Source organism: Rhodopseudomonas infernalis (genome assembly GCF_022271405.1).
Taxonomy (GTDB): Bacteria; Pseudomonadota; Alphaproteobacteria; order Rhizobiales; family Xanthobacteraceae; genus Rhodopseudomonas; species Rhodopseudomonas infernalis.
This window is the reverse complement of record NZ_JAJNAL010000004.1, coordinates 109,459-129,988: the sequence shown is the minus strand read 5'-3', so window position 1 is coordinate 129,988 and position 20,530 is coordinate 109,459. Positions and strand designations below refer to the sequence as shown.

The window sequence follows — 20,530 nt, the reverse complement described above, 5'->3', positions numbered from 1 at the left end:
AGTTACTGCTTCAAATCAAGCTAGGCGGCGGTGCCGGCGGACCATCACCGGCGTTGGGAACGAAGGCCTTCAGCCACTCGATTAGAGTTGTAATGTAGGGCTTGAAATCATCGTATGCTTTTTGCCAACCAGCAAGCGCGTCTGGCAGGTCTTTTCCCTTCTGCAAAAGCTGCCAAATGCGATTAGCCGCACTCGCAAAAGTAAACTCCCGCGACAGAGAGGGATCGACATCGGAAACTGGATCCTTCGGGGCCTTTGGCTGACCTACATCGCTCTGTGGGAGATCTTCCGGAAGAGGTGGCAACGGATTCGGAACAAGTCTAGACGTCTCGTCCATTATAGGACGAACCGTCTCGTTAAACACGTCAGGCGAATTCGACCGAACCGCATGCGCGATGCCTACAACGGCGTCCCGTTCAAGCGGTTTTATAAGGCGACCAGTTTGGATAAAGAGGTAATGCTGCTCCACTTCCGGATAGAATGCCCGAAGACCGATGTGATCTTCAAGAAATACAGCAAGTCTGGTTGCAAATCCGACGGGTAAAATTGCTTCGTCCGCCTTAAACAGCTTGCCAAGCACCCTGGCTTCTCCATCAGCGAGAAGCATGTTTCCCGAATTTTTCTTCCTAGGAAGCCACTCTAGATACGCTTCGAGTGCATCTCGATAGTCACGTCTCCACTGAAAGTCGGGTTTAGAACAAGTATCGTACAACTGCCCTGCGCGGCTAAAACAGGCGTCTAATGAACGATCGTGATCCTCCAATTTTACAGGAGGAGGCACCGTAGGTGAGGATAGGCGCGGAGCGAGTGCACCAATACGCCCGTCCGGCATTTTTTCAATTGCAACCGGAGACGGAACTCCCTCCAATGGATAAGGACCGGGCTTGAGCACATCTATTCGGCTGCGGATCGCAGAATTGACAGCCTCAGCGCCAAAGCCCCACGGAAGTTCTCCTGGAAGGTCCGTAAAGGCCGCATCCCAAGCCTTGAATGTTCGGGAAGTTGAACCCCCTGCCGCTACCTCGCGATACCAATCGGTCCACACCGACCAATGATCACCTTTAGCTAACAAGTCGCCCACCAACCGCCCCCATGCGGTGCCTATCCAGCGAGGCGGTCGGCTTGGCCACAGACGTTCCTCCGTGAGGGCTTCTGCTGTAAACTTCCCGGCATCCAATCCTTGGGCATCGGATTAGACAGCCTGCAAAAAGATGTCTTTGTCGGCGGGGGCGTAGGCGGCCACGCAGTCGCTGGCCGCATTGATAGCATCAGCTGCGGCGGATCCTGCAACGTAAGCGGCAATTGTTGAACCCTCTGAAGAATTCATCAACGCACCGATCTTTTCTTGGAAACGAGCTGAGCGGGAAGAGGACTCAGATGCAAGCTCATCCCGCGCAACATCAAAATCCAAGTAACTAACAGTGTCCGCGACCGACGCTGCAGCTGAAAGTGCAGCGCGCAGTATAGGCCGCGCGCCTCTAGACGCATCTGCTGCAGCTTTCGCTAAGCTAGGGCTTGGATATTTTGCAGCATATCGGGCGATCGCCGCAGCACGAAACACTGGCAGTATGACTGCCGCAAAATCGGCGTCGTTGTAAGCAATTGGGACAACTCGCAAAACAGCTCGCGCACTCAATGAGATGGACCACTCAAGCGGCTTCTGCTGCAACCAAGCCTTAAACTCGTACAACGAGGCTGGGGCTCCACTTGTCTGAAATGAGTACATATCTCACCAATAGAAAAACGAACATTTCTCCATTTTGCCCAATCCCAGATTAATCTCCAGCAGGATCCGCGACCAAACCAACTGAGCAGCACGAAAGTATTAGATAAACTTGAAACATCGCAGAGCGATGAAACATCGCAGAGCGAAGAAAACAATTCTCGCTTTCAGCTTCAGAGAAGCTAATTGCAGACATAGGAGATTAATCCCGCCAAACTTATTTGGCGGGATTACCAACCTACTCCACCCCCGCCTCTTCCGGCGTGAACTCGTACACCGAGCTGCAGAACTCGCAGGTCACCACGACCTTGTCGTCCTTGACCATGTCGGCGCGGTCCTGCGCGGAGAAGCGGGACAGCATGCCGGACACGGCGTCGCGCGAGCACGAGCATTGCGCGCGCAGCGGCAGCGACGAGAATACGCGGACGCCGCGCTCGTGGAACAGACGATACAGCAGCCGCTCGCCGGACAGGTCCGGATCGATCAGCTCGATGTCCTCGACGGTGCCGATCAGCGACTGGCCTTCGACCCAGGCATCGTCTTCCGTCACGGCGTGGACTTCGGCGCCGTCGGGCGCATCGCCCGGATCGAGATCGGGCTGCCGCGCGCGCTCCGGCGCCTTCGGCAGGAACTGCAGCAGCATGCCGCCGGCGCGCCAGTGATGCCGACCGCCTTCGCCGCCGCGCCATTCCTCGCCGACCGCGAGCCGCACCTTGGTGGGGATCTGCTCCGAGCGCAGGAAGTATTCGTGCGCGGCTTCTTCGAGTCCGCCGCCGTCGAGCGCGACGAGGCCCTGATAGCGGCTCATGTCGGGGCCCTGATCGACGGTCATCGCCAAATGCCCCTTGCCGAGCAGTGCGCCTGAATCCAGCCCCGGCGCCAGCCGGGTCTCGTCGAACCGCGCATAGGCGCGCAGCCGGTCGGGCGCCTGAAAGTCGACGATCAGCAGCGACACCGGACCATCGGTCTGGGTCTGCAGGATGAAGCGGCCGTCGAATTTCAGCGCCGAGCCGAGCAGCGTCGCCAGCACCACGGCCTCGCCGAGCAGCTTGCCGACCGGGGTCGGATAGGCGTGTTTTTCCAACAGTTCGTCGAGCGCCGGGCCGAGCCGTGTCAGCCGGCCGCGCAGATCGAGCGCACCGACCTCGAACGGCAGCACGCTGTCGTCGATCGGAACCGCCGACGGTGCGCGGACGGGGGGCGTTTCGGGGGTGTGGGGATCGGGGGTCTGTGAGGTCATGGGCGCTTATCTGGGGGCGAGAGGCGGGGATCGGAAGGGCCGGGCTGGAAGGCGAATGGCAGCGATGCCGCGGAGCAGGTTTAGTCCCCCTCCCCCTTGCGGGGAGGGTGGCCGGCCGTAAGGCCGGTCTGGTGGGGGTAGCCGCACGCTCAGTGCTCGGGGGCCCCCACCCCGGCCTCCGCTTCGCTCGGCCGACCCTCCCCGCAAGGGGGAGGGGGACCGCGGGCGCCCGTCGTGCAATCGCCCGCTCTCAGCAACAGCCTCGGAGGCGAGGAGGCGGCTACACCACATGCTCCGGCGCCAGCGCGCACGGGGTGTCGGGGCTGGTCTCGATCTGCACCGTGGTGTGAGCGATGCCGAAATCGTGGTCGAGTTCGTGGGCGAGGTCGATCAGGAAGGCGTCGCCGGGGGCGCCGGAGGGGATCACCAGATGGCAGGTCAGCGCCACCTCGGTCGTGGACATCGGCCAGATGTGCAGATCGTGAACTTGCGTGACGCCGGGGCGGCTGGCGAGGAAGTTGCGCACCGCGTTGGGATCGATGCCGGGCGGCACGGCGTCCAGCGACATCGCGGTGGAATCGCGCAGCAGCCCCCAGGTGCCCCACACGATGACGCCGGCGACCAGCAGGCTGACGGCCGGGTCGGTCCAGGTCCAGCCGGTGAACAGGATGACGATGCCGGCGACCACGACGGCGGCCGACACCGTGGCGTCCGCCACCATGTGCAGATAGGCGCCGCGGATGTTGAGGTCGCTGTGGCGACCGGCGAAGAACAGCCAGGCGGTGGCCGCATTGATGACGATGCCGATGCTCGCCACCACGATCATGGTGCCGCTGGCCACAGGCTCGGGATTGAACAGCCGCGCGATCGCTTCCCAGATGATGGCGCCGACCGCGAGCAGCAGAAACACCGCATTGAACAGCGCCGCCAGGATCGAGGACCCGCGCAGGCCGTAGGTGTAGCGCGCCGATGGCGGCCGCTTCGACAGCTCGGCGGCGATCCAGGCGACCGCGAGGCCGAGCACGTCGGACAGGTTGTGGCCGGCGTCGGCGATCAGCGCCATCGAATTGCCGAGCCAGCCGAACACCGCCTCGGCGATCACGAAGGCGATGTTCAGCGCGATGCCGATGGCGAAGGCGCGGCCGAAATCCGTCGGCGTATGGTCGTGGGCGCCGGGGCCGTGGTGATGCGCATGCGCGCCGGCCCTGCCGCGACCATGCCCGTGTTCATGGCTTTGATCATGGACTTGATCATGGCCTTGGGCGTGATGATCGTGATCGGCGTGGTCGAGCGTGCAGTCGGGAGAATGGGCCATCGGAAACCTGACGATGCACGGTCGGCGACAATGCCGCTATGCTGTGGTGAACCATCGCACGGACACGGCGTTGCGGAAAGCGATGGGCTCGGGCTTTAGAGATGCTCGAAACCCGCGGTTCATCGATGCAAGTCGCGGTCGGCGGATGTTTGGCGCGCTGAATCTGGTTTCATTTCCGGATCGTGGAATGGAGCTCGTAAACCCGCGATCGCGTTGGCTTGCCAGTCTCTTCAAGTGCTGAATTGAAGTTCCGAAGATGCAAATTCTTCGTTGCGCTCGCTGAACGAGCTTCGTAAATAGGGGCACTCCCGCGAGCCCCGCCCGGGCCATGTCCGCTCGCCGCCAACCCTATAGCAGCCGATGACCTCCAGGATCGAACGACCGCTTTCGCCGCATATGCAGACGTACCGCTGGAGCCTGACGATGACGATGTCCATCGTCCATCGCGCCACCGGCATCGCGCTGTATTCCGGAACCCTGTTGCTGGCGTGGTGGCTGATCGCCTGCGCCGCCGGCCCCGCCGCCTACGCCAATATCCAGGCCTTCACCGGCAGCTGGATCGGCCGCCTGATCCTGTTCGGTTACACCTGGGCGCTGATGCATCATCTGCTCAGCGGCGTCCGGCATTTCGTCTGGGATCTCGGCTACGGCTTCAAGACCGCAGATCGCGAGTGGCTGACCTGGGCGGCGCTGATCGGCGGCATCGTGCTGACGGTGCTGCTCTGGGTGATCGCCTTCACGATGGGAGTGGCCCGATGAGCGTTCAGGAATCTCACGGCTCCGCCCGGCGCGCCGAGCCGACCATGCGCACCCCGATGGGCAAGGTCCGCAAGCTCGGCCCGGCCGGCTCCGGCACGGGCGATTTCTGGCGCCAGCGCATCACCGGCGTGGCGATGACGCTGCTGATTCTCCCGGTGATCGTCGTGATCATGATGCTGCTCGGCCGCAACCAGGCCGGCGCGGCGCAGATCCTCGGCTCGCCGCTGATTTCGCTGACCATGATCCTGTTCATCATCGCATCCGCGATCCACATGAAGATCGGCATGCAGGTGGTGATCGAAGACTACATCCAGAACGAGAAGCTCAAGCTCGTCACGGTCATGGCCAATAACTTCTTCTCGATCGCCGTGGCGCTCGCCGCGATCTTCGCGATCTTCAAACTCGCATCCGGAGTCTAAGCATGGCGGCGAACCTCAACGGCGCAGCAGCCGCGGGCGGAACCGCCTATCCGATCGAAGACCACGTCTATGACGTCGTCGTGGTGGGCGCCGGCGGCGCCGGCCTGCGCGCCGTGGTCGGCTGCAGCGAAGCCGGACTGCGCACCGCCTGCATCACCAAGGTGTTTCCGACCCGGTCGCACACCGTGGCGGCGCAGGGCGGCATCTCGGCCTCGCTCGGCAACATGCACAAGGACGACTGGCGCTGGCACATGTACGACACCGTCAAGGGGTCGGACTGGCTCGGCGATCAGGACTCGATCGAATACATGGTGCGCAACGCGCCCGACGCGGTGTACGAGCTCGAGCACTGGGGCGTGCCGTTCTCGCGCACCGAGGAAGGCAAGATCTATCAGCGGCCGTTCGGCGGCATGACGCTGGATTTCGGCAAGGGTCAGGCACAGCGCACCTGCGCGGCCGCCGACCGCACCGGCCACGCGATGCTGCACACGATGTACGGCCAGGCGCTGCGCCATTCGGCCGAGTTCTACATCGAGTTCTTCGCCATCGACCTTATCATGGACGACCAGGGCGTCTGCCGCGGCGTCGTCGCGCTGAAGCTCGACGACGGCACCATCCACCGCTTCAAGGCCCAGACCACGATCCTCGCCACCGGCGGCTACGGCCGCGCCTACGCCTCCTGCACCTCGGCGCACACCTGCACGGGTGACGGCGGCGCGATGGCGCTGCGGGCCGGCCTGCCGCTGCAGGACATGGAGTTCGTGCAGTTCCATCCGACCGGCATCTACGGCTCGGGCTGCCTCGTCACCGAGGGCGCGCGCGGCGAGGGCGGCTATCTGGTCAATTCGGAAGGCGAGCGCTTCATGGAGCGCTACGCGCCGTCCGCCAAGGACCTCGCCTCGCGCGACGTCGTCTCGCGCGCGATGACGATCGAGATGCGCGAAGGCCGCGGCGTCGGCAAGAAGAAGGACCACATCTTCCTGCACCTCGACCATCTGGCGCCGGAAGTGCTGGCCGAGCGTCTGCCGGGCATTTCGGAATCGGCGCGGATCTTCGCCGGCGTCGACGTCACCCGCGAGCCGATCCCGATCCTGCCGACCGTGCACTACAACATGGGCGGCATTCCGACGAACTTCCACGGCGAGGTCGTCACCAAGAAGGACGGCGACGACAACGCGGTGGTGCCGGGCCTGATGGCGATCGGCGAAGCCGCCTGCGTGTCGGTGCACGGCGCCAACCGCCTCGGCTCCAACTCGCTGATCGATCTCGTGGTGTTCGGCCGCGCCGCGGCGCTGCGCTGCGCCGAGAAGCTGACGCCGAACGGCAAGCAGCCGGAGTTGCCGGCCGACTCCGCCGATCTGTCGCTGTCGCGCCTCGACAAGTATCGCTACGCCAAGGGCGGCACCCCGACCGCGAAGCTGCGTGAGAAGATGCAGCACGTGATGCAGAACAACTGCGCGGTGTTCCGCACCGGCGAAGTGCTGGCCGAAGGCAAGCAGCTGATCCAGAACGTGCACGGCGGCATCGGCGATATCGGCGTGTCCGATCGCTCGCTGACCTGGAATTCCGATCTGGTCGAGACGCTGGAATTCGACAATCTGATCGTGCAGGCGGTGGTGACGATGAACTCGGCCGCCAACCGCACCGAGAGCCGCGGCGCCCATGCCCGCGAGGACTTCCCGGATCGCGACGACGCGAACTGGATGAAGCACACGCTGGCGTGGATCGGCGGCAACGGCGGCACCACGATCGATTATCGCCCGGTGCACGACTACACGATGACCAACGACGTCCAGTACATCCCGCCGAAGCCGCGGGTGTATTGAGCGAACGCACGAACAATGCCCCGTCATTCCGGGGCGTGCGCGGAACGCGCACGAACCCGGAATCCCGAGCGGCTACGACGGACCGAGATTCCGGGCTCGCGCTGCGCGCGCCCCGGAATGACGAGAGGGTGAGACAAGATGGTTGAATTCGCACTTCCGAAGAATTCGAAGATTGTCGGCGGCAAGGCCTGGCCGAAGCCGGAAGGCGCGACGGACGTTCGCGAATTCCGCGTCTATCGCTGGAATCCGGACGACGGCAAGAACCCGAGCGTCGACACCTACTATGTCGACAAGCACGATTGCGGGCCGATGGTCTTGGACGGCCTGATCTGGATCAAGAACAACATCGATCCGACGCTGACCTTCCGACGATCCTGCCGCGAGGGCGTGTGCGGCTCCTGCGCGATGAATATCGACGGCGAGAACACGCTGGCCTGCACCAAGGCGATGGACGACGTCCGCGACGGCGCCGTGAAGGTCAACCCGCTGCCGCATCAGCCGGTGGTCAAGGACCTGGTGCCGGACCTCACCAACTTCTACGCCCAATACGCCTCGATCCAGCCCTGGCTGCAGACCGTGACGCCGACGCCGCAGAAGGAATGGCGGCAGAGCCACGAGGACCGCGAGAAGCTCGACGGCCTGTACGAGTGCATCCTGTGCGCCTGCTGCTCGACCTCGTGCCCGAGCTACTGGTGGAATTCCGACCGCTTCCTCGGCCCGGCCGCGCTGCTGCAGGCGACCCGCTGGGTGGAAGATTCGCGCGACGAGGCCACCGGCGAGCGTCTCGACAATCTCGAGGACCCGTTCCGGATCTATCGCTGCCACACCATCATGAACTGCGCCAAGGTCTGCCCGAAGGGCCTCAACCCCTCCGAGGCGATCGCCAACCTCAAGCTCAAGCTGGTCGAACGCCAGATCTGAGCGGCGAAGTTTTCACAGGTTTCAACGGCCGGGCTCGCGCCCGGCCGTTTGCGTTTTGTGGCGTCCCAACCGAGACTTTCGTCATGGCCGGGCTCGTCCCGGCCATCCACGCCTTTCGACGCCGCGAACTCAGCAAGGCCTGGATGCCCGGCACAAGGCCGGGCATGACGGGGTGAGGGAGTGGCAGAACTCCGCGGGCCGATGTCTCGGCTGGACTTTAAGCCGTACCTGCCCGAGCGGCTCGTCGGCCTCTCTTCTTGTCGATCGACTCGGTCTTGGTGTCGCGCTCGACCGGGACGATCCGCAGCGCGGTGATGCGGTTGCGCTCGCGGCGCAGGACCCGGAAGCGGAAGCCGTGGAAGGTGAAGCTCTGGCCGCGGACCGGGATCGAGCGCGCCTCGTGGATCACCAGGCCGGCGATCGTGGTGGCTTCGTCGTCGGGCAGCTGCCAATCCATCGCGCGGTTGAGATCGCGGATCGGCACCGAGCCGTCGACCACCACCGAGCCGTCCGGCTGGGCGCGGGCGCCGGCGACCACGACGTCGTGCTCGTCCGAAATGTCGCCGACGATTTCTTCGAGGATGTCCTCGAGCGTCACCATGCCTTCGACTTCGCCGTATTCGTCGACCACCAGGGCGAAGTGAGTCTTGCGGGCGCGGAACGCCTTGAGCTGTTCGGACACCAGCCGCAATTCCGGCACGAACCACGGCGACAGCGCGATCTTGCCGATGTCGATCTTGGAGGCGTCGCCATCGGCTTCGCGCAGCGCGCGCAACAGGTCCTTGGCGTGCAGCACGCCGACGATGTTCTCGGACTTGTCGCGCCACAGCGGCACGCGTGTGTATTCGGTGGCGAGCACTTCCTTGACCAGCTGCTCTGTCGGTAGATCGGCATTGATGGTCACCATCGAGGTGCGATGCACCATCACGTCGGACACCACCAACTCGCCGAACCGGAACACATTCTGAATGTACTCGGCCTCACCGCTCTCGATCTTGCCATGCTCGGCGGATTGCCCGACCAACCCCTCGATCTCGACGTCCGTGAGAATCTCGTGCTCCGAGTTCTCCTCGACACCGAGCAGCCGCAGGATGCCGCGCGAGGCCTGGTTCAGCAGCCAGTTGAGCGGATACAACAGGATGTAAGAGATGTGGAGCGGGTAGGCGATCCACTGCGACACCGGCTCCGGCTGGCGGATCGCCAGTGTCTTCGGCACCTGCTCGCCGATCACGATGTGGAGCGACGAGAAGAACAGGAAGCCGCCGAGAAACGCGATCAGATGCAGCGCCGATTCCGACAGGCCGAGCGGCTCGAGCAGCGGTGCGAGCAGCGCCACCACGGTCGGCTCGCCGACCCAGCCCAGCCCGAGCGACGCCATGGTGATGCCGAGCTGGCAGCAGGCCAGATAGGCTTCGACATTGCCGAGGATCTGCTGCAGCAGCCGCGCGCCGAATTGCCGCTTCTCGGCCATCGCCTTGATGCGAAAGCCGCGGCTGCGCACCAGCGCGAACTCGGCCGCAACATAGAACGCGTTGGCGGTCAGCAGCAGGACCGCGATCAGGACGTTGGAGAGGATCGGGCTCATCGGGCTCTTGGGTTGGCGCGTGCGATCGGTTCGCGCAGCCGAGCTTTACACCTGCGCGAGCTTGCCGTGCAGAAAGTCTCGCACCGGCGCCGGGTCGACGTCATTGGCGATCACCGCGCGGCCGATGCCTTCCATCAGGATGAAGGTGAGCTTGCCGCGTTTGACCTTCTTGTCCTGGGTCATCAGCGTCATCAGCGCGTCGGCGTCCGCAAGGCCTTCCTGCGCGAAGCCGGCGATGTCCTGCAGCCGCGTCGGCAGACCGACCTCGGCCAGATGCGTCTCCAGCCGCACGGCGTCTGTCTCCGGCATCATGCCGCGCGCGGCGGAGAATTGCGCCGCCAGCACCATGCCGATCGCCACGCCCTCGCCGTGGAACAGCCGATCGGAGAAACCGGTCGCGGCTTCCAGCGCGTGGCCGAAGGTGTGGCCGAGATTGAGCAGCGCGCGCTCGCCGTTCTCACGCTCGTCGCGGGCCACGATCCCGGCCTTGGCGCGGCACGACGTGGCGATGGCGTGCTCGCGCGCCGCGCCGCCGCTGAAGATATCGGCGTGATTGGCCTCGAGCCAGGCGAAGAACGCCTCGTCGCCGAGCGCGCCGTATTTGGCGACTTCCGCATAGCCGGCGCGGAACTGCCGCGGCGACAGGGTATCGAGCACAGCGGTGTCGGCGATCACCAGAACGGGCTGATGAAACGCACCGAGCAGGTTCTTGCCCTGCGGCGAGTTGATACCGGTCTTGCCGCCCACGGACGAATCGACCTGCGCCAGCAGCGAGGTCGGCACCTGCACGAAGTCGACGCCGCGGCGCAGGATCGCTGCCGAAAAGCCGGCCAGATCGCCGACCACGCCGCCGCCGAGCGCGATCACCAGATCGTTGCGCTCGATCCTGGCGGCGATCAGCGCCTCGCTGACCTGCTGCAGCCCCGCATAGGTCTTGGAGCTTTCGCCCTCGCCGACCACGATGCTGGTGTGGGCGATGCCGGCGGCGTCGAGGATGTCCTCGGTCGGCTTCAACCAGCTCTTCGCCACGGTGTGATCCGTGACGATCGCGGTGCGGGCGCCGGGGCGCAGCCTCGCGATCCGCTCGCCGAGCGAGCCCAGCACGTCGCGGCCGATCACGATGTCATAGGCGCGGTCGCCGAGCGCGACCTCGACGGTGATCGGGGCGGAATGGTTCAGCGGCGCAGTCATGGGGTCTCGCTCAGGGTTGGGGCGGAGGCGCCGCACAGATAGTCGTGCAATGCGGCGACGCATTCGTCGACGATCTTCTCGTGCGGCACGTCGCGCGACGCGATGGTGATGTCGGCGGCGCGGTACACCGGATGGCGTTCTTCGATCAGCCGGGCAATGGTGCCGGCCGGATCCGGCGTCTTCAGCAGCGGCCGGTCGGCGCGGCGCTTGACCCGGCGCAGGATCACGTCGGCATCTGCCTCGAGCCACATCGACACCGCCTTGTCGCGGATGCGATCCCGGGTCTCCGCCCGCATGAAGGCGCCGCCGCCGGTCGCCAGCACCTTGGCGCCGCCGTCTAGCAGCCGCGCAATCACCCGCGCCTCGCCGTCGCGGAAATGCGGCTCGCCATGAGTCTCGAAAATCTCCGGAATGGTCATCGCCGCGGCGTTCTCGATCTCGGTGTCGGCGTCGAGGAACGGCAGCCCGAGCCGCAGCGCCAGCCGGCGGCCGACGGTGGATTTGCCGGCGCCCATCATGCCGACGAGCACGACCGCACGCTCGCCCAGCGCCGCGACGACCTCGGCTTCGTGCTGGGACCTGGCGGCAGTTACCGTCGGTGCGGTTTCGGACATTGGCGCGGTACTCGTGGTTTCACGGCGGGCTCGGCTGGAGCCCGGAACGGCCAGCTATACTACTGTGATTGCTGCGCCTGCCAGAGTCTCTTGCCACCCACGGACGAACATGGTCATCGTCCTGGACCCGCGACCCGCTTTCCAGGCTGCCGAGACTCGCCCAAATGCCCACTCTGTTCCGCTTCCTGTCGGTCGTCGCGGTGATCGGTGGTATCATCTACGGAGCGATCTTTGCCCTGGCCAATTTCGTCAGCCCGAAAGAGCGGGAAATGACGGTGGTGGTGCAGCCGGATAAGTTTCTCAAGAAATAGCCGGTAAGCCTACGGTCGAGCGATGCCACAACCGAGGCTCGAACGATGCGACGACCGCGAACCAGTTCCAACCCGCCGCTGGCGGCGCGCACCGATGCCGAGGCCGCGCCGCTGCGGCCCGCATCGTATTCGGACGCCGGGCTGAGCGAGCTGTTTCTCGACATGATCGCGGCCGAGCAGGGTGCCTCGGCCAACACCATCGACGCCTATCGCCGCGACCTGGCCGATCTGTCGGCCTATCTGGCCCGCCGCCGCCACAGCCTCGCCTCCGCCGACACCGAGGCGCTGCGCGGCTATTTGTCCGATCTCGACAAGCGCGGCTTCGCCACCTCCAGCGTGGCGCGGCGGCTGTCGTCGCTGCGGCATCTGTTCCGGTTTCTGCTCAGCGAGCGGATCCGCGCCGACGATCCGGCCGCGATCCTGTCCGGGCCGAAGCGCGGCCGCGGCCTGCCGAAGGTGCTGTCGATCGCCGATGTCGACCGGCTGCTCGAATGCGCCCGGCAGGAGGCCGAGGTGGCCGAGGGACCGGCCCGGCTGCGCGCGCTGCGGCTGTATTGCCTGCTGGAAGTGCTGTACGCGACCGGGCTGCGCGTCTCCGAACTGGTGTCGCTGCCGCTGTCGGCGGCGCGCCGCGATGCCCGGATGATCGTGGTCCGCGGCAAGGGCGACAAGGAGCGGCTGGTGCCGCTCAACGCCACCTCCAAACAGGCGATGGCGTCGTATCTGGCGGCGACCGACGCGGCCGCCAAGGCCACCGCGAAGGGCGGCAAGCAACCGCCGGCTTCGAAATGGCTGTTTCCGTCGTTCGGCGAGAGCGGGCATCTGACCCGGCAGCATTTCGCCCGCGATCTGAAGGATCTGACGGCCCGCGCCGGGCTGTCGCCGCGGCTGGTCAGCCCGCACGTGCTGCGCCACGCCTTCGCCAGCCATCTGCTGCACAACGGCGCCGACCTGCGCATCGTCCAGACCCTGCTGGGCCACAGCGATATCTCGACCACGCAAATCTACACCCATGTGGTCGAGGACCGGCTGAAGAGCCTGGTGCGCGACCTGCACCCGCTCGCCGAAGGCCACTGACCGGCCGCTTGGTTCTATTGCCTAAGCGGCGGACTGGCCTGGCCGCTTGACTTGATGGCCATGAGGTTCGAAAAGCCGAGGCCCGGCCGATGTCCGGCCGCCGCCAACCCTCCCTGTGTTTCTGATCATGTCCGAGCCCATGCGCAGCTATCTCGACTTCGAAAAGCCGGTCGCGGAACTCGATTCCAAGATCGACGAGTTGCGTACGCTGGCGGCGTCCGGCAGCGACATCCACGAAGAGGTCGCCAAGATCGAGGAGAAGGCCGTCCAGGCTCTCACCGAGCTCTATGCGTCGCTGACGCCGTGGCAGAAGACCCAGGTGGCGCGGCATCCGCAGCGGCCGCATTGCGTCGACTACATCGAAGCTCTGATCACCGAGTTCACGCCTTTGGCCGGCGACCGCAAGTTCGGCGAAGACGAAGCGCTGATCGGCGGCTTCGGCCGCTTCCGCGGGGAAAGCATCTGCGTGATCGGCCAGGAGAAGGGCTCGTCCACCGAGACCCGGCTCAAGCACAATTTCGGCATGGCGCGGCCGGAGGGGTATCGCAAGGCGGTCCGGCTGATGGAAATGGCCGACCGCTTCGGCATCCCGGTGCTGTCGCTGGTCGACACCGCCGGCGCCTATCCGGGCATCGGCGCCGAAGAGCGCGGCCAGGCCGAGGCGATCGCCCGGTCGACCGCCGCCTGCCTGCAGCTCGGCGTGCCGAATGTCGCCGTGGTGATCGGCGAGGGCGGCTCCGGCGGCGCAATCGCGATCGCCACCGCCAACAAGGTGCTGATGCTCGAACACGCAATCTACAGCGTGATCTCGCCTGAAGCCGCCTCCTCGATCCTGTGGCGCGACGGCACCAAGGCGCAGGAAGCCGCCAACTCGATGAAGATCACCGCCCAGGACCTGCTGAGGTTCGGCGTGATCGACCAGATCCTGGCCGAGCCCAAGGGCGGCGCTCACCGCGATCCGTCCAGCATGATTGCGACGACCGGCGACGCCATCGCGGCGGCCTTCGCCGAGCTCAGCGGCCTCGACGCGGTCACGGTCCGCACCCGGCGCCGGCAGAAATTCCTCGAGATCGGCCGCAAACTGGCCTGAGCCCTCGGCCGCCGGCCCCATGCGGCTTTGTTAACCATAGCCGCCGGCTGGCAGGCGACCTGCGCCCTCGGCCGCAGTTTCGCCGCTCCTCTCTGTTCAATGTTCCTTGACCATGTCGCAGAGGCGTCGGGCGCTATCGGCCGATCGGCTTGCGACCATGGGGGCTTAAGGATAATCTTTCATGTGTGCAGGATGCGCCGGCCTGAGGCGTCTTCACCCTGCGCATCTTGGTAAATGCACACGATCAAATGCCAGCCAATTCGGCTGCTGCGATCGCGTCAGAGCGACGACCGAACTGCTCATCTGTTGAGCCATCAATGGGGTGCGGGTTTGGCGATCGTCCGGGGAGCTTGGCTGTGACGAGAACTCCGCTGCTGCGCGCGCTGCTGGCTTCGGCCGCGATCGCGACGAGCGTGGTGCTGGCCGGCTGCAACAGCGATCAGATGTCGCTCGCCAGCAACGCCAAGGCCAATCAGCCGGTGCCGCCCAAGCTGGTGGCGGCGATGCAGGACAAGAACATGGACCTGCAGTCGCCGATGCTGGTGCGGCTGTTCAAGCAGGAAGCCGAACTCGAGGTCTGGAAGCAGGACCGTAGCGGCGTCTTCCAGCTGCTGAAGTCCTATCCGATCTGCCGCTGGTCGGGCGATCTCGGCCCGAAGATCCGCGAAGGCGACCGTCAGGCGCCCGAGGGGTTCTATTCGATCTCGCCGGCGCAGATGAATCCGCAATCCTCGTATTATCTGTCGTTCAACACCGGCTATCCGAACGCCTTCGACAAATCGCTCGGTCGCACCGGCTCGCAGCTGATGGTGCACGGCGATTGTTCGTCGCGCGGCTGCTACGCGATGACCGACGAGCAGATCGCCGAGATCTACGCGCTCGGTCGCGAGTCGTTCTTCGGCGGTCAGCGCGCGTTTCAGCTGCAGGCCTATCCGTTCAAGATGACGCCGGCCAACTTCGCCAAGCATCGTAACAACCCGAACATGCCGTTCTGGAAGATGCTGAAGGAAGGCAACGACCATTTCGAAGTGACCAAGCAGGAGCCGAAGGTCGACTTCTGCGAGCAGAAATACGTGTTCGACGCCGTGCCGCTGCCCAATGCGGGCCGGCCGCTGCAGTTCAACGCCTCCGCCAAGTGCCCGGCCTATACGGTGCCGGCCGAGGTCGCCGACGCGGTCCGCAAGAAGGATCAGAAGGATCAGATCCAGATCGCCGACTTGGTCGCCAAGGGCACCCCGGTGGCGCGGCTGCGCACCGGCATCGACGGCGGCATGAACCAGATCTTCGCCTCCAAGATTCCCGAAGGCTCGACCGGCCTGTCCGAGTCCACCGACAGCCCGACGCTGGCGATGGAGCGCGCGCCCGGCACAATCCCGCCGCACGTCAATCCGCCGCGGCCGTCCGACAATCTGCTGCGCGCACCCGAAACCACTGCGGTCGCCGCGACGCCGGCGCCGGCCAGCCCGCGCATCGCCTCGGCCTCGAAGGACGATATCGGAGGGCTGCTGGCAGCGTCGAATCGCGCAGCCTCAAACCACAAGGGCGCCGCATCGTCGCAGCCGGCCTCACGCCACACCGAGCCGCCGCGGCCTCAGGCCGCCGTGCGGACGTCGAACGAGGCGCGTCCCACCGCGTCATCGAAGCCGACGCTGAAGCCCGGCGTCGATACCGACACCACCTCCTCGGCTCCGGCCCGCCCGACCGCCACCATCTCCGGCGCCGCGCCGGTGGTGTCGTCGAACAATTTCGACGGCCGGTTCTCGGCATTCCGCTGAGCTGACGGGCTCCGGCCGACAGTACGTCTTCAATCGGCTCACTCTCTCTCCGTCATTCCGGGGCGCGCGCTCTTCGCGCGCGAACCCGGAATCCAGAAATGGTGGAAATGACTGAGTCGCAGAACTTTTCGAGATTCCGGGTTCGCGCTACGCGCGCCCCGGAATGACGGCGTGGGTGGCAAGAGTTAGGTGATGCCCTGCTTTTCGCGGCGATCAACCGATACGCCGAGCTGGCGCGTGGTTCGAACTCCACCACTCGAACGACGATGCCCGGGACGAGCCCGGGCATGAAGATTATTCTTCGACTTTGATGCAGCCGCGCTGACGCCGCCGCGCAAAACGCTTACGCGTACCGGCCGTGGCAGTGCTTGTACTTCTTGCCGCTGCCGCAGGGGCAGTCCTCGTTGCGGCCGACCTTGCCCCAAGTCTCGGGCTTGTTCGGATCGCGGGCGGCCTTGTCGACGACGTCGTCAGCAGGGGCCAGCGAGACGTTGGCGAACGCCATCTCGTCTTCGCCGGTGTCGGGGTTGGCCTTGTGGACTTCCATCGGCGGCAGCTCGCGCGGCTGCTCCGGCGGGATGATCTCGACGCGCATCAGCTGCGCCGTCACGGCCTCGCGCAGATGCGCGCTCATCTCCTGGAAGAGATTGAACGCCTCGGACTTGTACTCCTGCAGCGGATCGCGCTGGCCGTAGCCGCGCAGGCCGATCACCTGGCGCAGATGGTCGAGCATCACCAGATGCTCGCGCCACAGATGATCCAGCGTCTGCAGCAGGATGCTCTTCTCGGCATAGCGCATCACGTCGGGGCCCCACTGCCCGACCTTCGCGGCCATATGCTCGTCGAACACCTTCTCGAGCCGCGAGATCAGCTCCTCGTCGGCGATGCCCTCTTCCTTGGCCCATTCGTCGACCGGAATGTCGAGGCCGATGACGCGCTGCAGCTCTTCCTTCAGGCCCGCAACGTCCCACTGCTCGGCATAGGCGTGCTCGGGCACGTGCTTTGCGACCAGATCCTCGATGAAGGTGTGGCGCATGTCGGTGACGGTCTCGACGACGCTGTCTTCCTTCATCAGCTCGATGCGCTGATCAAAGATCACCTTGCGCTGGTCGTTCTGGACGTCGTCGAACTTCAACAGGTTCTTGCGGATGTCGAAGTTGCGCGCCTCGACCTTCTGCTGCGCCTTCTCCAGAGCCTTGTTGATCCACGGATGGATGATCGCCTCGCCTTCCTTGAGGCCGAGGCGGGTCAGCATGGTGTCGAGCTTGCCGGACCCGAAGATCCGCATCAGGTCGTCTTCGAGCGACAGGAAGAACTTGGAACGGCCGGGGTCGCCCTGACGACCGGAGCGGCCGCGCAGCTGGTTGTCGATGCGGCGGCTTTCGTGGCGTTCGGAGCCAATGATGTAGAGGCCGCCGGGCCGCTTGGCGGTCTTGGCCGGCTTGCTGCCCTTGGCGGGCTCGATCTCGATCTCGTCTTCGGCGTTCAACACCAGTTCGCGGAAGCGCTCGATGTCGGCCTTGATCTGCTCGATCTTCGCGGCCTTCTCGGCCTCGTCGGTGATCCCGGCGGTTTCCTGCGGGATCCGCATTTCCAGCGAGCCGCCGAGTTTGATGTCGGTGCCGCGGCCGGCCATGTTGGTGGCGATGGTGATGGCGCCGGGGACGCCGGCCTCGGCCACGATGTAGGCTTCCTGCTCGTGGAAGCGGGCGTTCAGCACCGCGAACAGCTTGGCCGGCTTGCCGGCGCGGGCCGCCGCATACAGCTTGTCGAGCCCCTTGGGGTCGCCGAAGTCGATCTGCTTGTAGCCGTTCTTGAGCAGCAGATCGGCCAGCACCTCGGACTTCTCGATCGAGGCGGTGCCGACCAGCACCGGCTGCATCCGCGCATTGGCGCGCTCGACCTCGGCGAGGATCGCCGCGTACTTCTCGCCCTGCGTACGGTACACCTCGTCGTCCTCGTCGAGACGCGAGATCGGCAGGTTGGTCGGGATCTCGACCACTTCGAGCTTGTAGATGTCGTAGAACTCGTCGGCCTCTGTGGCCGCGGTGCCGGTCATGCCGGCGAGCTTGTCGTACATCCGGAAGTAGTTCTGGAAGGTGATCGACGCCAGCGTCTGGTTTTCCGGCTGGACGGTGACGTGTTCCTTGGCTTCCAGCGCCTGGTGCAGGCCTTCCGAATAGCGCCGGCCCTGCATCATGCGGCCGGTGAACTCGTCGATGATCACCACCTCGTCGTTGCGGACGATGTAGTCCTTGTCGCGCTGGAACAGTGTGTGGGCGCGCAGCGCCTGGTTGATGTGGTGCACCACCGAGACGTTCTCGACGTCGTACAGCGACTCGCCGCGCAACTGGCCGGCGTCGCGCAGTAGCGTCTCGATCTTCTCCATGCCGGCTTCGGTCAGCGTCACGGTGCGCTGCTTCTCGTCGATGTCGTAGTCGGTCTTGTCGAGGCTCGGAATGAAGGTGTCGATGGTGTTGTAGAATTCGGAGCGGTCGTCGAGCGGACCGGAGATGATCAGCGGGGTGCGGGCTTCGTCGATCAGGATCGAGTCGACTTCGTCGACGATGGCGAAGAAGTGCCCGCGCTGGACCATGTCCTCCAGCCGGTACTTCATGTTGTCGCGCAGATAATCGAAGCCGTATTCGTTGTTGGTGCCGTAGGTGATGTCGCACGCATAGGCGGCCTGGCGCTGGCCGTCGTCGAGGCCGTGCACGATCACGCCGGTGGTCATGCCGAGGAAGCCGTAGATCTGGCCCATCCAGCCGGAGTCGCGGGATGCGAGGTAGTCGTTGACGGTCACGACGTGCACACCCTTGCCGGGCAGCGCGTTGAGATAGACCGCCAGCGTGGCGACCAGCGTCTTGCCTTCGCCGGTCTTCATCTCGGCGATGTCGCCCTCGTGCAGCACCATGCCGCCGATCAGCTGGACGTCGAAATGGCGCTGACCGAGCGTGCGCTTGGCCGCCTCGCGCACGGTGGCGAAGGCGGGGACCAGCAGGTCGTCGAGGGTCTTGCCGGCAGCGAGCTGGGCGCGGAATTCGTCGGTGCGGGCGCGCAGCGCCTCGTCCGACAGCGCCGCGATTTCCGGCTCCAGCGCGTTGATCGCCGCGACGCGGGCCTGATAGGCCTTGATCCTGCGATCATTCGACGAGCCGAAAAGTTTGCGGGCTAACGCGCCGATCATGCCAGCTTCCTGTCCTTGCGGTATAACTTCACAGCCGTTGCTGCCGTGCCGAATATGCCGTGCCACGGGCTTGTGCCGTGCCACGAGGTGCCGTTCCAGCCGGTATGCGGTTTGCCTGAGCCACTATCAACTCATCGTGACGCCGCTCACCTATCGGAGTACAGGCGCGGGGGCGAATTGATAGGACATCCGGCAATCCAGGGGCTGACGGCGCGGCCGAGGCCGTCCACAGACCTTGATACCCGTGCCACTGGCCGCAGAGATATGGCTGGGGTGGGGGGTTGTCAACGCGCCGACCTTTCAGGGATTTCATCATTTTGACAGAGTTTTCGCGTTGCCAAGGCGCCGCGATTGGGTGACTGTCCCGCCGCTTCCGGCACCCCGGCTTACAGAACAAGGATTTTGTTTCCATGACCCCTGCGTCATCCGCAGTCCTCTCGGCCCTGCGCGCCGGCTTCGTCGGCGCGGCCGCGACCGGCTGTCTCGCCTTCGCGCTGCTTGCGAGCCCGATGGCGCGCGCCCAGGACGCCGACCCGGTGCTGGCCAAGGTGAACGGCGCTGAGATCCGGCAGAGCGACGTGACCCTGGCGGAGGAAGAACTCGGCCCGAGCCTCGCCCAGATGGACCCGGCGTCGAAAAAGGAAAACGTGCTGGCGTTCCTGATCGACATGAAGATCGTCGCCAAGGCCGCCGAGGACAAGAAGATCGCCGACCGCGCCGAGTTCAAGAAGCGGCTCGACTTCGCCCGCAACCGGCTGCTGATGGACGATCTGCTCTCGGTCGAGGGCAAGGCCGCCACCACCGACGAGGCGATGAAGAAGGTCTATGAGGACGCCGCCAAGCAGATCGCGGGCGAGCAGGAAGTTCACGCCCGCCACATCCTGGTCGAGACCGAGGACGAGGCCAAGGCGATCGCCGAGGAACTGAAAAAGGGCGCCGATTTCGCCGAACTGGCGAAGAAGAAGTCCAAGGATCCGGGTGCCTCCGACGGCGGCGACCTCGGCTTCTTCACCAAGGACCAGATGGTGCCGGAATTCTCCGCCGTCGCCTTCGCGCTCGAACCGGGCAAGATTTCCGACCCGGTGAAGAGCCAGTTCGGCTGGCACATCATCAAGGTCGAGGAAAAGCGCAACCGCAAGCCGCCGAGCTTCGATCAGGTCAAGCCGCAGATCGAGCAGTACGTCACCCGCAAGGCGCAGTCCGACTACGTCGCCCAGCTCCGCCAGAGCGCCAAGGTCGAGCGCCTCGACAAGCCGGCTGCCGACGCAGCCAAGCCGGCGGATGCCGCCAAGCCCGCCGACCCGGCCGCCAAGGCTCCAGCTCCGGCTCCGGCGAAGAAGTAAGCGTCACAAGACTTCAGTTCTGCTGCAACGGCCGGGGTTCAGCCCCGGCCGTTGTCGTTTGAGGACCCCTTCAGGCTGAGGCCTCTGGGATGAAGCCTGCCAGGGGGCGAGGCTGTGCCAATTCGTGGGATGGGTTGAGCGCAGCGAAACCCAT

Annotated in this window: 17 protein-coding genes; 9 read left to right on the top strand and 8 right to left on the bottom strand. The window is 65.0% G+C overall.

The window, feature by feature from the left end; genetic code table 11:
- Window positions 1–10: 10 nt before the first annotated feature.
- From LPW26_RS04955 to LPW26_RS04940, 4 genes are all read right to left on the bottom strand, one after another.
- Complete coding sequence (locus tag LPW26_RS04955; protein WP_238733170.1) at window positions 11–1,081, bottom strand: hypothetical protein; 1,071 nt, start codon at window positions 1,079–1,081, stop codon at window positions 11–13.
- Window positions 1,082–1,192: 111 nt separating this feature from the next.
- A complete protein-coding gene (locus tag LPW26_RS04950; RefSeq protein ID WP_238733169.1) occupies window positions 1,193–1,690 on the bottom strand; it encodes a hypothetical protein in 498 nt (165 codons plus the stop codon).
- A 271-nt stretch (window positions 1,691–1,961) separates the two neighbouring features.
- Complete coding sequence (locus LPW26_RS04945) at window positions 1,962–2,963, bottom strand: Hsp33 family molecular chaperone (protein WP_238733168.1); 1,002 nt, start codon at window positions 2,961–2,963, stop codon at window positions 1,962–1,964.
- A gap of 280 nt (window positions 2,964–3,243) precedes the next feature.
- Window positions 3,244–4,278, bottom strand: a complete 1,035-nt coding sequence (locus LPW26_RS04940; RefSeq protein WP_238733167.1) for a cation diffusion facilitator family transporter — start codon at window positions 4,276–4,278, stop codon at window positions 3,244–3,246.
- 360 nt (window positions 4,279–4,638) lie between these two features.
- Here LPW26_RS04940 and sdhC point away from each other — a divergent pair, with 360 nt between their 5' ends.
- From sdhC to LPW26_RS04920, 4 genes are all read left to right on the top strand, one after another.
- The gene (gene sdhC / locus LPW26_RS04935; RefSeq protein WP_238733166.1) at window positions 4,639–5,037 is read left to right on the top strand and encodes a succinate dehydrogenase, cytochrome b556 subunit; all 399 of its coding nucleotides are present in this window, start codon (window positions 4,639–4,641) and stop codon (window positions 5,035–5,037) included.
- Entirely contained in the window at window positions 5,034–5,456 is a 423-nt protein-coding gene (gene sdhD / locus LPW26_RS04930; RefSeq protein ID WP_238733165.1) for a succinate dehydrogenase, hydrophobic membrane anchor protein, read from the top strand. Before sdhC ends, sdhD begins: the two co-directional genes overlap by 4 nt.
- A 2-nt stretch (window positions 5,457–5,458) precedes the next feature.
- Window positions 5,459–7,282, top strand: coding sequence for a succinate dehydrogenase flavoprotein subunit (sdhA, locus tag LPW26_RS04925; protein WP_238733164.1), 1,824 nt, complete (start codon window positions 5,459–5,461; stop codon window positions 7,280–7,282).
- 138 nt (window positions 7,283–7,420) lie between these two features.
- Window positions 7,421–8,203 (top strand): succinate dehydrogenase iron-sulfur subunit, encoded by a 783-nt coding sequence (locus LPW26_RS04920; protein WP_238733163.1) that lies wholly within the window; start codon window positions 7,421–7,423, stop codon window positions 8,201–8,203.
- A 217-nt stretch (window positions 8,204–8,420) separates the two neighbouring features.
- Here the strand turns inward: LPW26_RS04920 and LPW26_RS04915 are convergent, their stop codons facing one another.
- The 3 genes from LPW26_RS04915 to LPW26_RS04905 are packed head-to-tail and all read right to left on the bottom strand — an operon-like array spanning window position 8,421 to window position 11,593.
- Entirely contained in the window at window positions 8,421–9,788 is a 1,368-nt protein-coding gene (locus tag LPW26_RS04915; RefSeq protein WP_238733162.1) for an HlyC/CorC family transporter, read from the bottom strand.
- Window positions 9,789–9,833: 45 nt separating this feature from the next.
- A complete protein-coding gene (gene aroB, locus LPW26_RS04910) occupies window positions 9,834–10,979 on the bottom strand; it encodes a 3-dehydroquinate synthase (RefSeq protein ID WP_238733161.1) in 1,146 nt (381 codons plus the stop codon).
- Window positions 10,976–11,593, bottom strand: coding sequence for a shikimate kinase (locus LPW26_RS04905; RefSeq protein WP_238733160.1), 618 nt, complete (start codon window positions 11,591–11,593; stop codon window positions 10,976–10,978). The genes aroB and LPW26_RS04905 overlap by 4 nt, the downstream gene beginning before the upstream one ends.
- A gap of 164 nt (window positions 11,594–11,757) precedes the next feature.
- Here LPW26_RS04905 and LPW26_RS04900 point away from each other — a divergent pair, with 164 nt between their 5' ends.
- The 4 genes from LPW26_RS04900 (at window position 11,758) to LPW26_RS04885 (ending at window position 15,846) form a co-directional block, all read left to right on the top strand.
- Window positions 11,758–11,904 (top strand): histidine kinase, encoded by a 147-nt coding sequence (locus LPW26_RS04900; RefSeq protein ID WP_119856036.1) that lies wholly within the window; start codon window positions 11,758–11,760, stop codon window positions 11,902–11,904.
- A gap of 45 nt (window positions 11,905–11,949) precedes the next feature.
- On the top strand, window positions 11,950–12,981 hold the full coding sequence (gene xerD, locus LPW26_RS04895) for a site-specific tyrosine recombinase XerD (RefSeq protein WP_238733159.1): 1,032 nt from the start codon (window positions 11,950–11,952) through the stop codon (window positions 12,979–12,981).
- A 127-nt stretch (window positions 12,982–13,108) separates the two neighbouring features.
- Window positions 13,109–14,071, top strand: coding sequence for an acetyl-CoA carboxylase carboxyltransferase subunit alpha (locus tag LPW26_RS04890; protein WP_238733158.1), 963 nt, complete (start codon window positions 13,109–13,111; stop codon window positions 14,069–14,071).
- Window positions 14,072–14,427: 356 nt separating this feature from the next.
- On the top strand, window positions 14,428–15,846 hold the full coding sequence (locus tag LPW26_RS04885) for a L,D-transpeptidase family protein (RefSeq protein ID WP_238733157.1): 1,419 nt from the start codon (window positions 14,428–14,430) through the stop codon (window positions 15,844–15,846).
- Window positions 15,847–16,189: 343 nt separating this feature from the next.
- Here LPW26_RS04885 and secA read toward each other — a convergent pair whose 3' ends face one another.
- The gene (gene secA / locus LPW26_RS04880) at window positions 16,190–19,033 is read right to left on the bottom strand and encodes a preprotein translocase subunit SecA (RefSeq protein ID WP_238733156.1); all 2,844 of its coding nucleotides are present in this window, start codon (window positions 19,031–19,033) and stop codon (window positions 16,190–16,192) included.
- Window positions 19,034–19,443: 410 nt separating this feature from the next.
- Between secA and LPW26_RS04875 the strand changes: the two genes are divergently transcribed.
- On the top strand, window positions 19,444–20,376 hold the full coding sequence (locus tag LPW26_RS04875) for a peptidylprolyl isomerase (RefSeq protein WP_238733155.1): 933 nt from the start codon (window positions 19,444–19,446) through the stop codon (window positions 20,374–20,376).
- Window positions 20,377–20,530: the final 154 nt, after the last annotated feature.

What these genes read in the sequence shown, in the direction of transcription:
- LPW26_RS04945 (WP_238733168.1), bottom strand. Translation starts at nt 2,963, where the DNA reads ATGACCTCACAGACCCCCGATCCCCACACCCCCGAAACGCCCCCCGTC.
- LPW26_RS04940 (WP_238733167.1), bottom strand. Translation starts at nt 4,278, where the DNA reads ATGGCCCATTCTCCCGACTGCACGCTCGACCACGCCGATCACGATCAT.
- sdhC (WP_238733166.1), top strand. Translation starts at nt 4,639, where the DNA reads ATGACCTCCAGGATCGAACGACCGCTTTCGCCGCATATGCAGACGTAC.
- sdhD (WP_238733165.1), top strand. Translation starts at nt 5,034, where the DNA reads ATGAGCGTTCAGGAATCTCACGGCTCCGCCCGGCGCGCCGAGCCGACC.
- sdhA (WP_238733164.1), top strand. Translation starts at nt 5,459, where the DNA reads ATGGCGGCGAACCTCAACGGCGCAGCAGCCGCGGGCGGAACCGCCTAT.
- LPW26_RS04920 (WP_238733163.1), top strand. Translation starts at nt 7,421, where the DNA reads ATGGTTGAATTCGCACTTCCGAAGAATTCGAAGATTGTCGGCGGCAAG.
- LPW26_RS04915 (WP_238733162.1), bottom strand. Translation starts at nt 9,788, where the DNA reads ATGAGCCCGATCCTCTCCAACGTCCTGATCGCGGTCCTGCTGCTGACC.
- aroB (WP_238733161.1), bottom strand. Translation starts at nt 10,979, where the DNA reads ATGACTGCGCCGCTGAACCATTCCGCCCCGATCACCGTCGAGGTCGCG.
- LPW26_RS04905 (WP_238733160.1), bottom strand. Translation starts at nt 11,593, where the DNA reads ATGTCCGAAACCGCACCGACGGTAACTGCCGCCAGGTCCCAGCACGAA.
- LPW26_RS04900 (WP_119856036.1), top strand. Translation starts at nt 11,758, where the DNA reads ATGCCCACTCTGTTCCGCTTCCTGTCGGTCGTCGCGGTGATCGGTGGT.
- xerD (WP_238733159.1), top strand. Translation starts at nt 11,950, where the DNA reads ATGCGACGACCGCGAACCAGTTCCAACCCGCCGCTGGCGGCGCGCACC.
- LPW26_RS04890 (WP_238733158.1), top strand. Translation starts at nt 13,109, where the DNA reads ATGTCCGAGCCCATGCGCAGCTATCTCGACTTCGAAAAGCCGGTCGCG.
- secA (WP_238733156.1), bottom strand. Translation starts at nt 19,033, where the DNA reads ATGATCGGCGCGTTAGCCCGCAAACTTTTCGGCTCGTCGAATGATCGC.
- LPW26_RS04875 (WP_238733155.1), top strand. Translation starts at nt 19,444, where the DNA reads ATGACCCCTGCGTCATCCGCAGTCCTCTCGGCCCTGCGCGCCGGCTTC.